Here is a 14,604-nt window from a genome sequence, read left to right on the forward strand (position 1 = left end):
TCTGAAAAGCCGCGCATGATGCGCGGCTTTTTGTTTTGCTGATCTCAGCGGTTATCGCACCAGCCGTTGCGATGGCCGCCGCCATACGCGCGCGCGTGACCAGCACCGAGCAGTGCAGCCGACACGTTCGGCGTTTGCCTGGTCGCCACATCGGCGACTACGCGGCCGGGATATTTGTCAGGCCCGATATTATAGATCGTGAGACTTCCCTCGCGGAGCAACTTGGTCAGTGCGGCCGTCGCGGTTTCTGCTTTCTGAATCTCGCGTGCGCATTGCCCCTTCAGTTCCGGCGCATCGATGCCACGCAAACGAATGCGCACGCTGACGTCTTCACCCGACCCAAGATGCACGCGCGCGCCAAAAGTATCGCCGTCGATGGCATAGCGCATCTCGATCGGGTAGCGCGCCTCAGCATTGCCGGCGCGCCTGACGATCGCCTCGGAATCGCGGGCGGCCTCGGTCTGATCCGCGCCGGGCAGGAACGGCAGCCAACGCTTCACCGGCAGCATGGTGCCGGCGGCCAGACCAAGCACGAATACCCACGGCATCGCCGCGGACATGCGGGATCGCCACGGCGACGCACGGTGAATGCGCGATGCTGGGGTCATCGTCCTGCGATAATGTGAGTCGAAACAACCAGCCAGAAGAATCTGGCTCAGTGATCCGAAGAGTTAGAAGTCGGACGCAATGCCCTTACGCTCCCAGTCGCCAAAGCGCGTGGGCTCCGGGCCTTCAGGTCCCTGGAACTCTTTCGCTTTCGCCGCAGTATGTGCTGCTGCAGCTGCAGCCCGACGTTCTTCTGCCTCGGCCAGCGCGCGCTGCGCGGCGGGCGTCAAAACTTTCTTCGGTGCCGGCTCAGGCTCCGGCAAAGACGTTGCGGACTCGGAAGGAATGTCGTTCATCTCAGGTTTCCTGCTGAACCGGCAAGGGCGGCACGCGTTACATAAATCACAGTCGAACAGTTGCCGTTCGACTGTGAGCATATAAGGGCGATTCTTACATTTGGCATATTCGCATGCGACAGAATCGCTCCCATCCAATGGCCGCATGCTGAGCCTGCCCGCGCCATTGCCCGCCCTCCGTCGTGATGTTTTCGCATGTCGCAAGTAAGATACGCACCGCCAACCGAGGTCCCCGGCCTCGCCGCGCGACGGATTGCGGCGGATATTCTCGACGGCGTATTGCACAAGCATCGGACCCTCGACGACCAGCTCGAAGGCGCCGCAGCCCATCCCGGCCTGAAAACGCTGTCCGACCGCGACCGCGCGCTGATGCGACGTCTGGTTGCGACGATCCTGCGCAGACTGGGCACGCTCGGGCATATTCTCTCCCGCCTGCTCGACCGTGGTGTTCCCACCGATGCCCCGCGTGCGCAAAGTGCGCTCCTGATCGGCGCTGCCCAGATCCTCTGGATGGACGTGCCGGATCACGCTGCCGTCGACCTGTCGGTCCGCATGGTGCAATCCGACCGTAAGGCCGCGAAATATGCGGGGCTGGTCAATGCCGTATTGCGGCGCTGCGCGCGAGAAGGCCAGCCGCTGATCGACGAAGTGGCCGCCCAGACTCTCGACATCCCGCCATGGTTGATGGCGCGCTGGACGACGCATTACGGCGAGACGGCCGCGAAGGAAATGGCCGTGGCGCTGAGCTATGAGCCATCACTCGATCTCACCGTCAAATCCGAAGCCGATGCCTGGGCCACGCGCCTGCACGGCGAGGTACTCCCCACAGGCTCCGTCCGAACCCTGCTGCAGGGCTCGGTGACCATGTTGCCGGGCTTCGATGACGGCCAGTGGTGGGTACAGGACGCGGCGGCGGCATTGCCGGCGCGGCTGTTCGGCGACCTCAAGGGTAAGCGCATCGTCGATCTTTGCGCCGCGCCGGGCGGCAAGACAGCACAGCTGGTTCATGGCGGCGCTCAGGTGACGGCCGTAGACCGCTCGCCAAACCGCGTCGCGCGATTGCGCGAGAATCTGGCGCGTCTGTCGCTGGAGGCCGAAACCGTCGTCGTCGACGGCACCGAATATCCCGGCGAGGGCTTTGACGGCGTGTTGCTGGACGCGCCCTGCTCCTCGACTGGCACTATCCGGCGGCATCCCGACGTCGCCTGGCTGAAACAGGACTCCGATATCGTCATGCTGACGGCGCTGCAGCGGCGCCTGCTGCAGAAGGCGGCTTCCATCCTGAAGCCCGGCGGAACCCTGGTCTATTGCACCTGTTCGCTGGAGCCAGAAGAAGGCGAACAAGCCATCGCCGAACTGCTGGCCAAGGATTCCAGCATGCGCCGCGCCCCCGCCGACGCCAGTGAAGTTGCCGGCCTGGCCGAGATCATCACCCCCGAGGGCGATCTGCGCACTTTGCCGAGCCATCTGCCCCATGCCGATCCTCGGCTCGGCGGGCTCGACGGCTTCTATGCGGCACGACTCATTAAATCCTGATATTCACAGAGCAATCTCCCGATTCGCGAGGCTTCCACAGGGAGCTTCCTTGTACTGTGTGCGGATCGCGTTTCCGGCTAAAAGGATTCGCAACAACCCTTTCTCTTCCAGTTCAAGGCGCGCGTGGTCGCACATCGCAGACGTATCTCGGGGCTGATCCTCGGCCGCTTCGCGCGGAGCGCGATGTCGCGCGCGTCCGGCGGATCGGCAGCGCTGGCCCGGCTCTGGCCCGGACGCACAGATCGCCTGATCATCGCGCCGCATGATCTGCGCACCACTGATGCCACCCGCGCCGCCGAAATCTATGCCGGGCGCTTCGTCTTCGCCGGCAAGATCGTCACCTGCCACGGTCGCTCGATCTTCGATCTGGAACCGCCATCGGAAGACTGGGAAGTTTCACTGCTCGGCTTCGGCTGGCTCCGCCATCTGCGCGCCGCCGACACCGCCATCACCCGCGCCAATGCGCGCTCGCTGATCGACGACTGGATGTCGAATACGTCGCGCAAGCGCCCGGTCGGACGCCGCGCCGACGTCATCGCCCGCCGTGTGATCTCGCTGCTATCGCAGGCACCACTGGTACTCGGCGATACCGACGGCAAATTCTATCGCCGCTATCTGCGCTCGCTCAGCCGCGAGATTCGCTCGCTACGCTACGCGCTGTCTCACGCTCCCGACGGCGTGCCGAAGCTGCAGGTGCTCATTGCTCTGTGCTACGCCTCGCTATGTCTCGCCAATCAGGCGCGCCACATCCGTACCGCCACACGCAAACTCTCCGACGAATTGCAGCGCCAGATCCTGCCCGATGGCGGACATATCTCGCGCAATCCCGGCGCGCTGATCGAATTGCTGATCGATCTGCTGCCGCTGCGGCAGACCTTTGCCGCCCGCAACATCGCGCCACCGCCGGCGCTACTGAATGCGATCGATCGCATGATGCCGATGCTGCGATTCTTCCGTCATGGCGACGGCTCGTTCGCACTGTTCAACGGTATGAGCAATGCGCCATCGCATCTGCTGGCGACGCTGCTGGCCTATGACGACACGCATGGCGTGCCGATGGCGCATATGCCGCATACCGGCTTCCAGCGTCTCGAGGCCGGTCAGATGACCGTGATCATCGACACCGGCCCGCCACCACCGTCCAGTGTGAGCCACGACGCCCATGCCGGTACTTTGTCGTTCGAACTGTCGTCCGGCCCGAGCCGCATCGTCATCAATTGCGGCATGCCGTCGACCGGGCGCGACAACTGGCGCGCTTTCGCGCGCGGCACGCCCGCGCATTCGACGATGACCTATCACAACACCTCGTCGTGCCAGTTCGTCGAACGCAGCGCGATGAAGAAGTTTCTGCAGGGCGCGCCGATCGTCAATGGCCCGCATGTGGTGGAGAGCTATCGCGAGATCACCTCGAACGGCACCATCCTGACCACCGCGCATGACGGCTATCACCCACGCTTCGGTGTCACGCATCGGCGCGTGCTGATGATCTCCGAGGACGGTTCGAAACTCGAGGGCGAGGACATCGTCGCGGCGGCGCCCGGCGCGCGGCTGAAAGGCAGTAATACCGACTACGCCTTGCGCTTCCATCTGCACCCGTCGGTAAAGGCCAGCCGGCTCAGCGACGCCCGCGGCGTCATGCTGGTATTGCCGAACCGCGACGTCTGGACCTTCGAGGCGCTGGACGACAAGGTCGAGCTGGAGGACAGCGTGTTCCTGGCGGGCAATGACGGACCGCGCCGAACCGCCCAGATCGTGATCCACCAGAACGCGCAGCAGACCTCCAGCATCCGCTGGAGTTTTGCCCGCTCGGCCTCCTCGCCGTCGCAGACCACGGCCCGCCGCAACGCCCGCCGCGAGCCGGAATTGCCGTTGTAAATCAGGCCTTCACGACGAAATTGCTGGCATGCAAGCCCTTGCAGTTTCTTGCACCGCGAAACCATGCTACGCGGCGTCCTTCTCCCACGGGATACGCATCATGACCGACCATCCGCGCAAGGTTACTCGCGCTCTATTGTCCGTTTCCGACAAGTCCGGACTGATCGAATTCGCGCGGGCGCTGTCCGCCCACGGCATCGACCTCGTCTCCACCGGCGGTACCGCCAAGGCGATCGCTGCGGCGGGCCTGAAGGTCTCCGACGTGTCCGACCTCACCGGCTTCCCGGAAATGATGGATGGCCGGGTCAAGACGCTGCATCCCAAGGTTCATGGCGGCCTGCTCGCGATCCGCGACAATGCCGAACACGCCAAGGCAATGAAGGATCACGGGATTTCGCAGATCGATCTGCTCGTCGTGAACCTCTACCCGTTCGAGGAGACCGTTGCGAAGAACGCCTCCTATGAGGATTGTATCGAGAATATCGACATCGGCGGTCCGGCAATGATCCGCGCGGCCTCCAAGAACCACGACGACGTCACCGTGGTCGTCGAGCCGTCGGACTATCAGTCGGTGCTCGACGAACTCGCGACCAACAAGGGCGCGACCACGCTAACGCTGCGCCGCCGCCTGACAGCCAAGGCTTATGCCCGCACTGCGGCCTATGACGCCGCGATCTCGAACTGGTTTGCCGATCAGTTGAAAATCGATGCGCCGGATTTCCGGGCTGTTGGCGGCAAGCTCGTCGAAGCGTTGCGTTACGGCGAGAACCCGCATCAGACCGCTGCGTTCTATCGCACGCCCGAACTGCGCCCCGGCGTATCCTCGGCGCGGCAGGTGCAGGGCAAGCAACTGTCCTACAACAATATCAACGACACCGATGCGGCCTATGAATGCATCGCCGAGTTCGATCCAAAGCGCACCGCAGCCTGCGTCATCGTCAAGCACGCCAACCCCTGCGGCGTGGCCGAAGGCAGCAACCTGATCGACGCCTATCGCAAGGCACTGGCCTGCGATTCTACTTCGGCCTTCGGCGGCATCATTGCCATGAACCGCACGCTGGACGCGGAGACCGCGCAGACCATCACCGAGATCCTGACCGAGGTGATCATCGCGCCGGACGCCACCGAAGAAGCAATCGCCATCATCGCCAAACGACGGAATATCCGCCTGCTGCTGGCAGGCAGTCTGCCTGATCCGCGCGCGCCAGGCCTGACCTACAAGACGGTGGCCGGCGGCCTGCTGGTGCAGAGCCGTGACAACGCGGTGGTCGATGACATGATCCTAAAGCCGGTTACCAAACGGCAGCCGACGGAAGCTGAATTGCGCGATCTCAAATTTGCATTCCGTGTGGCCAAGCATGTCAAATCGAACACGATCATTTACGCGAAAGACCTTGCCACCGTCGGTATCGGTGCAGGCCAGATGAGTCGGGTCGATTCCGCTCGGATTGCCGCACGTAAGGCGCAGGATGCTGCTGCCGAACTGAAACTCGCCGAGCCTATGACCAAAGGATCGGTCGTCGCATCAGATGCGTTCTTCCCCTTCGCCGACGGACTATTGGTGGCGATCGAGGCCGGAGCCACGGCCGTGATTCAGCCTGGCGGTTCGATCCGCGACGATGAAGTGATCAAGGCGGCGGATGACGCCGGAATCGCAATGGTGTTCACCGGCGTCCGCCACTTCAAGCACTGAGACTTTCGAGGCTCAGGCTTCCCGCACGCGCGCGAGCAGACCGAGGCCTCCGACAAAGAACAGCACCAGCACTGCCATGCCAGCCTTCTGGCTGGCGGTGACTGCGGTGACGAGGCCGATCAATAGCGGCCCCATGAAGGACGTCACCTTTCCGGTTAGCGCGAACAGGCCGAAGAACTGCGCGATGCGGTCCTGCGGTGCCAGCCGGATCAACAGCGTGCGCGATGCCGCCTGCAGCGGACCACCCGCCATGCCGATCAGGCAACCCAGCGCGAGATAGGCCTTCTCCGCAGGCGCCGCGAACAGACCGCCACCGGGCACCGGCGGCGCGACCTTGATGAAGAAGATGGTTTCGCGATCAATCAGCAGGATCGCGATGATCGAGGTCAGCAGCAGCAGGATGCTGCCAGTGATCACACGCTTCGGTCCGAACGCATCGTCGAGCTTGCCGCCGACGAAGGCGCCGAACGTTCCGGCAATGGCCAGGATGATACCGAACGTGCCGATCTGAATCGTATTCCAACCGAACGTGCCGGCCGCATAGATGCCACCGAAAGCAAACAGCGACACCAGCCCGTCCGTGTAGATCATGTTGGCAATCAGGAATGCCATCATCGAGCGATGCTTCGGCAGATCACTTAGCGTGTGCCTGAGATCGGTCAGACCTGCACGCACGGCGTGACCGGGCGAAACCTTTGCAGGAAAATCCGGCGTCAGCAGAAACATCGGCAGCACGAAGACGACGAACCACAGGCCCGACAGCGGCGCCGAAATGCGATCGCCCTGGAACGTCGCGGGGTCGAGACCGAGGATCGGGACCAGACCGAACAATGTGCGCCCCGTGGTCGGGTTCGCAGCCATGAAGCCGAGCACGATGATCAGGCTGAGAATGCCGCCGACATAGCCGAGCGCCCAGCCCGAACCGGACAGGCGGCCGATTTTATCCGGCGGCACCAACGTCGGCATCATCGCATTGTTGAACACGGTGGCAAATTCCACGCCGATGGTCGCGAAGCCATAGGCAATCAGCAGCGGCAGGATGATAGCGGGATCGCCGGGCTTGCCGATCCACATGATGCAGGCGCCGATCACGAAGATCGCACCGAAGCTTGCGATCCACGGCTTGCGGCGGCCGCTCGCATCGGCAATCGCGCCAAGCATCGGCGATGCCAGCGCGATGATCAACCCGGCTGCAGCAGTAGCGAAACCCCACAGGGATTGTCCGGTGGCGGCATCGGATGCCACGCGCGTGGCGAAATAGGGCGCGAAAACGAAGGTTGTGATGAGACTGAAGTAAGGCTGGGCCGCCCAGTCGAAAAACATCCAGCTGATCACCGCAGAGCGCGGTGGATAGGTCTTTGGCGCCGCTGTCACAGAGGCTGATGAAGCGGCGGCGACCGCCATGCGTGGTATCCCCCGCGAATCACAGAGTGTTGTCTCGTACGTTTCACAAGCCATATAGCATTCGAGACGGCGATGCGATCATGTCCGCTGTCAGCCGGAGTGATCGATGGCACTGTTTGCTTTCCTGCGTTGTACGTGCGTCGCAGCACTCGCATTTATACTCGTCGTCCCGGCATCGACAAACGCGCAGCAGGCGCGTGACATCTATACCCCCGCACCGTCAGGCACGCTCAAACCCATCGCTGCCACGCATGGCATGGTCGTAGCCCAGGAGAAGATCTCCGCCAAAGTCGGTGCGGATGTCATGGCGCGCGGTGGCAATGCGATCGATGCGGCTGTTGCGAGCGGTTTCGCCATGGCGGTTACCTATCCCCGCGCCGGTAATATCGGCGGCGGCGGTTTCATGGTGATCCACACAGCCTCCGGCGAAGACGTCACCATCGACTACCGCGAGACCGCGCCGGCCAAAGCCACCCGTGACATGTTTCTCGGCAGTGACGGCAAGCCAGATATCGCGAAATCGCGCGACTCCGCGCTGGGCATCGGCATCCCCGGCACCGTTGCGGGACTTGCACTGGCGCTGGAGAAATATGGGTCGGGTAAATTCACATTGTCGGATCTGCTGCAGCCTGCGATTGCGCTGGCGCGCGACGGCTTCGTCGTGGCGGACGATATCGCCGCCACGCTGCCCGACCTGCAGCGACGCACCGCGCGCTGGCCATCATCGGTCAAGATCTTCTCACGCTCCGATGGCATAGCACTGCAACCGGCCGATACGCTGATCCAGAGCGACCTTGCTGCGACGCTGACGGCAATCGCCGCGCAAGGGCCACGCGGCTTCTACGAAGGGCCGGTGGCGCAGAAGCTTGTCGATGGCATCAACAAAGCTGGCGGCATTTTTGCGATCGAAGATCTCAAGGCCTATCAACCGGTGATCCGCCAGCCGGTGCGCGGCAGCTATCGGGGCTACGATATCGTCTCGATGCCGCTGCCGTCATCCGGCGGCACGGTGCTGTTGGAAACACTCAACATTCTCGAAGGCTTTCCAGTGGCAACCTTGCAACAAGGCTCGGCACCGTCACTGCATCTGCTGATCGAGGCGATGAAACGCGCTTATGCCGATCGTGCGCGCTATCTTGGCGATCCCGCATTCGTCAATGCACCGATTGCGACACTGACCTCGAAAGACTACGCCGCCAAACAGCGCGCCTCGATTGATCTCGACAAGGCGACGCCATGGACCGATGCGCTCTCTGCGGTGCCTCCGCGTGAAGGGCAGAACACGACCCACTATTCCGTGGTCGATGCTGCCGGCAACGTTGTGAGCAATACCTATACGCTCAACTTTCCCTACGGCGTCGGTCTCGTCGCCGACGGCACGGGCGTGCTGATGAATAACGAGCTCGACGATTTCACCGCAGCACCTGGCGCCTCGAATGCTTTCGGCCTGGTCGGCTTCGAAGCCAACCTGCCCGGTCCAGGCAAGCGACCGCTGTCATCGATGTCGCCGACCATCGTGCTGAAAGACGGCAAACCTGTTCTCGTCACGGGCTCCCCCGGCGGCAGCCGCATTATCTCGACGGTGCTGCAGGTGATCGTCAATGTGATCGACTACAAAATGGACGTGATGTCAGCCGTGGCCGCGCCGCGCCTCCACCACCAGTGGCTGCCTGATGAAGTGCGCATCGAACGCGGCTTCAGCGAAGAGACCCTCAATGCCCTGCGTGCCATGGGCCACAAGGTGGTCGAGCCGATGGGCCAGACTTCGGCTAACTCTATTCTGGTGACGCCAGACGGCTTGCTCGGCGCGCCCGATCCGCGGACGCGTGGCGCCGAGGCATCTGGATACTGAAGCTCAATTATTTCCCCACCGAATACGGCCCGCCCTTCTCCAGCGCACGCTGATAGGCGGGCCGCGCATGGATCTTCGCGAGCCAGGCCATCGCCTTCGGATGGCCTTGCTCCAGCCCGGCGCGCGCGGACGCTGCTTCGAGCGGGAAGCTCATCTGGATATCGGCGGCGGTGAACTCGTTGCCCGCGAACCATTCGCTCTTCGACAGTTCGCCTTCCCAGAACGCCATGTGCTGTTTGAGTTGCGGATCGACCAGCATGTTCAGCGCTTTCGCCGCGATGGCATTGACCACCGGGCGCATCAGCAGCGGCGCGCGCTTCGGCAGCATCAGGAAGATCAGCTTCAACAGGAGCGGCGGCATCGCCGACCCCTCGGCGTAGTGCAGCCAATAGGTGAAGCGCAGGCGCTCCGGTGTGTCGTCAGGCGGAATCAGCCGGCCGTTGCCGTAGGTTTTGACGAGATATTCGACGATCGCGCCGGACTCGGCGATCGTGTTGCCGTTGTCGGTGATGACCGGCGACTTGCCGAGCGGATGAATCGCCCGCAGCTTCGGCGGCGCCAGCATGTTGGGCTGCCGGTTGTATCTGATGATCTCATAGGGAGTGCCGAGCTCTTCGAGCAGCCACAGGACGCGCTGGGAGCGCGAGTTATTCAGGTGATGGACAGTGAGCATGGCGATCCTTTGCGAGCTGCGCACTTAATTATCGCCCGGGTAATATTGACAGATATATTATCCGGGTATAATTAGCATCGATCTTGATGATGAGACGGGCTTATCCCATGACTGAAATGAGTGTTCCTCCGTTTAGCGCCTTTGCCGGTCCGAAGCTGCTGGCTTCTGGGCCATTGGCCGAGGTGGCGATCGCAATCAAGATCGCGACCGGCGCAATCGCCGATCCGATCGTCATTTTCGACAATGCCACCGGCAAGTCACTCGATATCGATTTGCGCGGCAGCCATCGCGAGGTCGTCGCCCGCCTGCCCCAGCCATCGACGGCCGAGCCCGCCACCGAGGCATCCACCGAGCCACGTGGCCGTGGCCGGCCGAAGCTTGGCGTTGTCGCCCGCGAGGTAACGCTGTTGCCGCGCCATTGGGAGTGGCTTGGCACTCAACCCGGCGGCGCTTCCGTCGCATTACGAAAACTGGTCGAGGAGGCGCGCCGCGTCCATGGTGACCGGGATCGGCTTCGTGCGGCGCGTGACGCCGCTTATCACTTCATGTCGACCATGGCGGGCGACCGGCCCGGTTTCGAGGAAGCGTCGCGGGCCTTGTTCGCTGACGACCGGCGACGCTTTGCCGGCCTGATCGCCCCATGGCCCGAAGATGTTCGCGACCACATCATCAAGCTTGCCTTCAGTGATCGCGCCGAATCGACCTCGGCCTGATCGACCGTCGCGTCCATCCCAAGGAAATGCCCGTGTCGAACGTTCCGCCCCTCTGGAAGACCTTTCTCGTCTTCCTTGCACCGATGATGCTGAGCAATATTCTGCAATCGCTGTTCGGCACCATCAACAGCATCTATGTCGGCCAGATGATCGGCGTCGATGCGCTCGCGGCGGCATCGGTGTTCTTTCCGATAATGTTTTTCTTCATCTCCTTCGTCGTGGGATTGGGAGCGGGCGCGTCGGTGCTGATTGGCCAGGCCTGGGGCGCGGGCGAGCGCCACAAGGTAAAGGCGGTGGCCGGTACGACTCTCGCTGTCGCCCTTCTGCTAGCGGTCATCATCGCGGTGTTCGGCGCCCTGTTGAGCCGACCAATGATGGTTGCGCTTGCGACACCGGCAGATGTTCTCGACCAGGCCAGCGCCTATGCCCGGATCATGATGCTGGCGATGCCGGCGACCTTCATCTTCATTCTGATGACATCGATGATGCGCGGCGTCGGCGACACCGTGACGCCGCTATGGGCGCTGGCACTATCCACATCCATAGGCCTCACCGTCACACCGGCGCTGATCCAGGGCTGGTTTGGCCTGCCGCGACTTGGCGTGGCCAGCGCTGCCTGCGCCGCGGCCGCGTCGAGCGCGTTCACGCTGCTCTGGCTCGCCATGTACCTGCGCCGCAAGAAACACGCGCTCGCGCCCGACGCGGAGCTCCTGCGCAGAATACGGCTTGACCCCGCGCTGCTGCGCAAGGTGTTGCGGATCGGTATCCCTTCCGCGATCGGCATGGCCGTAATGTCGGTGGCCGAACTTGTGCTGCTCGGCCTCGTCAACGGCTTCGGCTCCAACGCGACCGCCGCTTATGGCGCGGTCAACCAGATTTTGAGCTATGTGCAGTTTCCGGCCATTTCGATCTCGATTACGGTCTCGATCTTCGGCGCGCAGGCCATCGGCCGCGGCCAGGCCGACCGGCTCGGCGCCATCGTCCGCACCGGATTGCTGATGAACCTCGTCCTGACCGGCGGACTGGTGGCGATCGCCTACCTGTTCTCCCGCACCCTCATGAGCTTTTTCATTGTCGATCCCGCGGTCCTCGAACTCGCACAACGATCGCTTCACATTGTACTGTGGAGTTCGGTCCTGTTCGGCATGGCCACAACCTTCTCCGGAATGATGCGTGCCAGCGGAACGGTATTCGCACCATTGGCGCTTCTGGTTTTCGCCATCGTTGCCATCGAAGTGCCCTCGGCCGTCATCCTCAGCCGCACTATCGGTCTCGATGGCGTCTGGGCCGCCTATCCCATCACCTTTTGCGCCATGTTTGTTCTGCAGATGAGCTATTACATGCTGGTGTGGCGCAAACGGACCGTACAGCGTCTGATCTGACACTGTGCGCCGTCAAGCCATAGCATTACGGTCATCATAAAAGATGTGGACGCATCGCACGTGCTGCGCCACACTGCACCCAATAAAAAATCGGGAGACCGCCTTGACCAAGACGTCGCCACAATTTCTGTTCGATTTCGGCAGCCCCAACGCCTATCTCAGCCATCTGGCGATCCCGGCGATCGAAGCGCGCACCGGCGTGACATTCGAATACGTCCCGGTCCTGCTGGGGGGCATCTTCAAGGCGACCAATAATCGCTCGCCGGCGGAGACCTATGCCGGCGTCAAGAACAAACGTGAATTTCATGAGCTCGAGACCGAGCGGTTCGTGAAGCGCTTCAGCGTCAAGCCCTACACGATGAATCCGTTCTTCCCGGTCAACACGCTGAACCTGATGCGCGTCGCCATCGCGGCACAGCTTGACGGCGTGTTCGAGAAATACGTCGAGGCGGCATTCCATCATATGTGGGGTGAGCCAAAGAAGATGGATGACCCCGACGTGGCCATCAAAGCGCTGACCGAGTCGGGTCTCGATGGCGCAAGACTGTTCGCACGCGGACAGGAGCCCGAGGTGAAGGCAGTACTGGTGGCGAACACACAGACCGCCGTCGAGCGCGGCGCCTTCGGCTCGCCGACCTTCTTCGTGGGTAACGAGATGTTCTTCGGCAAGGAGCAACTGCGCGAAGTCGAGGAACTGATCACCGGCGCCAGCAAGTAACGGGAGAGTTTCATGCAGAAGCGCAACGCGACTGTCGCGGTCATCGGAGCTGGAGACTATATCGGCGCCGAGATCGCCAAGAAGTTTGCCTCAGAAGGTTTCACAGTGTTCGCCGGGCGCCGCAACGGCGACAAGCTGGCGCCTTTGGTGGCAGAGATCGAGGCCATGGGTGGCACGATCGTGGCGCGCTCGCTCGATGCCCGCAAGGAAGACGAGATCGCCGCCTTCCTCAATGACGCCGATGCGCATGCGCCATTGGAGGTCTGCATCTTCAATGTCGGCGCCAATGTGAATTTCCCGATCCTGGAAACGACCGAGCGGGTATTTCGCAAAGTCTGGGAGATGGCCTGCTATTCCGGCTTCCTGGCCGGGCGCGAAGCTGCACGGCTGATGATGCCGCGTGGCCAGGGCAACATCTTCTTCACAGGCGCCACCGCGAGCTTGCGTGGCGGCAGTGGTTTTGCCGCTTTTGCATCGGCCAAATTCGGGTTGCGTGCAGTAGCTCAGGCGATGGCCCGCGAGCTCGGCCCGAAGAACATCCATGTTGCCCATCTGATTATCGACAGCGGCGTCGACACCGCCTGGGTGCGCGAACGCCGCGAGCAGATGTGGGGCAAGGAGGCGCTCAACAATCCCGATTTGTTGATGCCGCCTGCGTCGGTCGCCCAGTCATACTGGCAGCTCTATCAGCAGCCGCGTAGCGCCTGGACGTTCGAGCTGGAGATCCGCCCGTTCGGAGAGAAGTGGTAGTCCGCTCACACCACAGCCGTCATTGCGAGGAGCCCTTGCGACGAAGCAATCCAGCCCTGCATCGACAAGGAACTGGATTGCTTCGCTTCGCTCGCAATGACGGGCTACTGTTTGACAGCTTCACGTTCCAATCCAACATGGACTCATCCCAATGCGTATTCTCGTGGTCGGCGCCGGTGCCATCGGCGGCTATTTCGGCGGCAGGCTGTTGCAGGCCGGCAATGACATCACTTTCCTGGTTCGCCCGAAGCGCGCCGGTGAGCTGGCAAGCGCCGGCCTTGTCATCAAGAGCCCGCACGGCGACGTGACCCTGAAGAATCCGCCGACGGTGCAGGCCGATTCGATCAAGGAGAAATTCGATGTCGTGCTGCTGAGCTGCAAGGCCTTCGACCTCGACGACGCCATCGCGTCCTTTGCACCCGCGGTTGGGCCAAACACGGCGATCATTCCGCTGCTCAACGGCATGAAGCATCTCGACGTACTGGAGAAGAAGTTCGGCGCCGAGAACGTCATGGGCGGCCAATGCCAGATCGCTGCAACGCTCAACGACGCGCGCGAGGTCGTCCAGATGGCGCCGATGCAGGTGCTCAGCTTCGGCGAACGCAAGGGCGGCAGTTCAGATCGCGTGAAGGCGATCGCTGCGATCATGGCGACCGGCAACTTTGGAGGCGCGGCCTCCGAGAATATCATGCAGGATATGTGGGAGAAGTGGGTGTTCCTGGCGACGATTGCCGGCTCGACCAGCGCCATGCGCGGCGCTGTCGGTGACATCGTCGCGGCACCTGGCGGCCGCGACTTCATCCTCGGCGTGCGCGATGAGATGAGTGGCGTCGCCAAGGCCAACGGCTTCGCACCGCGGGCAGCCTTCCTCGAACGCACCGAGGGCATGCTGACAGCAGAGGGTTCGAAGATGACCGCCTCGATGTATCGCGACATCCTCAACAAGGCGCAGATCGAGGCCGACCAGATCGTCGGCGATGTCATCGCCCGCGCCGATGCCGCCAAGGTCGCCGTGCCGCGACTGCGGATGATCTATACGCATCTCAAGGCGTATGAGCATCAGCGGGTAGCGTAAGCATCGCAACGTAGCCCGGATCAACCCAATC

At 62.5% G+C, this 14,604-nt stretch carries 13 protein-coding genes; 9 read left to right on the plus strand and 4 right to left on the minus strand.

The window, feature by feature from the left end; translation table 11 throughout:
- Window positions 1–44 precede the first annotated feature (44 nt).
- Both SFY93_RS03535 and SFY93_RS03540 read right to left on the minus strand, forming a co-directional pair.
- A complete protein-coding gene (locus tag SFY93_RS03535; RefSeq protein ID WP_231078668.1) occupies window positions 45–560 on the minus strand; it encodes a thermonuclease family protein in 516 nt (171 codons plus the stop codon).
- A 111-nt stretch (window positions 561–671) separates the two neighbouring features.
- Window positions 672–902 carry a DUF1674 domain-containing protein gene (locus SFY93_RS03540; protein ID WP_115033144.1) on the minus strand — a complete coding sequence of 77 codons (231 nt, stop codon included), beginning with the start codon at window positions 900–902 and terminating at the stop codon, window positions 672–674.
- 195 nt (window positions 903–1,097) lie between these two features.
- Between SFY93_RS03540 and SFY93_RS03545 the strand changes: the two genes are divergently transcribed.
- From SFY93_RS03545 to purH, 3 genes are all read left to right on the plus strand, one after another.
- Window positions 1,098–2,438 carry an RsmB/NOP family class I SAM-dependent RNA methyltransferase gene (locus tag SFY93_RS03545; protein WP_320446081.1) on the plus strand — a complete coding sequence of 447 codons (1,341 nt, stop codon included), beginning with the start codon at window positions 1,098–1,100 and terminating at the stop codon, window positions 2,436–2,438.
- A gap of 183 nt (window positions 2,439–2,621) precedes the next feature.
- Entirely contained in the window at window positions 2,622–4,313 is a 1,692-nt protein-coding gene (locus tag SFY93_RS03550; protein ID WP_089263676.1) for a heparinase II/III family protein, read from the plus strand.
- A 100-nt stretch (window positions 4,314–4,413) separates the two neighbouring features.
- Entirely contained in the window at window positions 4,414–6,006 is a 1,593-nt protein-coding gene (gene purH, locus SFY93_RS03555) for a bifunctional phosphoribosylaminoimidazolecarboxamide formyltransferase/IMP cyclohydrolase (protein WP_320446082.1), read from the plus strand.
- Window positions 6,007–6,018: 12 nt separating this feature from the next.
- Here purH and SFY93_RS03560 read toward each other — a convergent pair whose 3' ends face one another.
- Window positions 6,019–7,410 (minus strand): MFS transporter, encoded by a 1,392-nt coding sequence (locus SFY93_RS03560; protein WP_320446083.1) that lies wholly within the window; start codon window positions 7,408–7,410, stop codon window positions 6,019–6,021.
- A 106-nt stretch (window positions 7,411–7,516) separates the two neighbouring features.
- Here SFY93_RS03560 and ggt point away from each other — a divergent pair, with 106 nt between their 5' ends.
- Window positions 7,517–9,262, plus strand: coding sequence for a gamma-glutamyltransferase (gene ggt / locus SFY93_RS03565; protein ID WP_320446084.1), 1,746 nt, complete (start codon window positions 7,517–7,519; stop codon window positions 9,260–9,262).
- Between the two features lie 7 nt (window positions 9,263–9,269).
- Here the strand turns inward: ggt and SFY93_RS03570 are convergent, their stop codons facing one another.
- A complete protein-coding gene (locus SFY93_RS03570) occupies window positions 9,270–9,935 on the minus strand; it encodes a glutathione S-transferase family protein (RefSeq protein ID WP_320447684.1) in 666 nt (221 codons plus the stop codon).
- Window positions 9,936–10,042: 107 nt separating this feature from the next.
- Here SFY93_RS03570 and SFY93_RS03575 point away from each other — a divergent pair, with 107 nt between their 5' ends.
- The 5 genes from SFY93_RS03575 to panE all read left to right on the plus strand — a co-directional run bounded on the left by SFY93_RS03575 (window position 10,043) and on the right by panE (window position 14,573).
- Window positions 10,043–10,648 (plus strand): DUF2239 family protein, encoded by a 606-nt coding sequence (locus tag SFY93_RS03575; protein ID WP_414717053.1) that lies wholly within the window; start codon window positions 10,043–10,045, stop codon window positions 10,646–10,648.
- Window positions 10,649–10,674: 26 nt separating this feature from the next.
- Window positions 10,675–12,030, plus strand: coding sequence for an MATE family efflux transporter (locus tag SFY93_RS03580; protein ID WP_320446085.1), 1,356 nt, complete (start codon window positions 10,675–10,677; stop codon window positions 12,028–12,030).
- A gap of 103 nt (window positions 12,031–12,133) precedes the next feature.
- A complete protein-coding gene (locus SFY93_RS03585) occupies window positions 12,134–12,748 on the plus strand; it encodes a 2-hydroxychromene-2-carboxylate isomerase (protein WP_170849624.1) in 615 nt (204 codons plus the stop codon).
- Between the two features lie 12 nt (window positions 12,749–12,760).
- Window positions 12,761–13,498, plus strand: coding sequence for an SDR family oxidoreductase (locus SFY93_RS03590; protein WP_320446086.1), 738 nt, complete (start codon window positions 12,761–12,763; stop codon window positions 13,496–13,498).
- 151 nt (window positions 13,499–13,649) lie between these two features.
- On the plus strand, window positions 13,650–14,573 hold the full coding sequence (gene panE / locus SFY93_RS03595; protein ID WP_320446087.1) for a 2-dehydropantoate 2-reductase: 924 nt from the start codon (window positions 13,650–13,652) through the stop codon (window positions 14,571–14,573).
- Window positions 14,574–14,604 lie beyond the last annotated feature (31 nt).

Source organism: Tardiphaga sp. 42S5 (assembly GCF_034044155.1).
In the GTDB taxonomy this organism is placed as follows: Bacteria; Pseudomonadota; Alphaproteobacteria; order Rhizobiales; family Xanthobacteraceae; genus Tardiphaga; species Tardiphaga robiniae.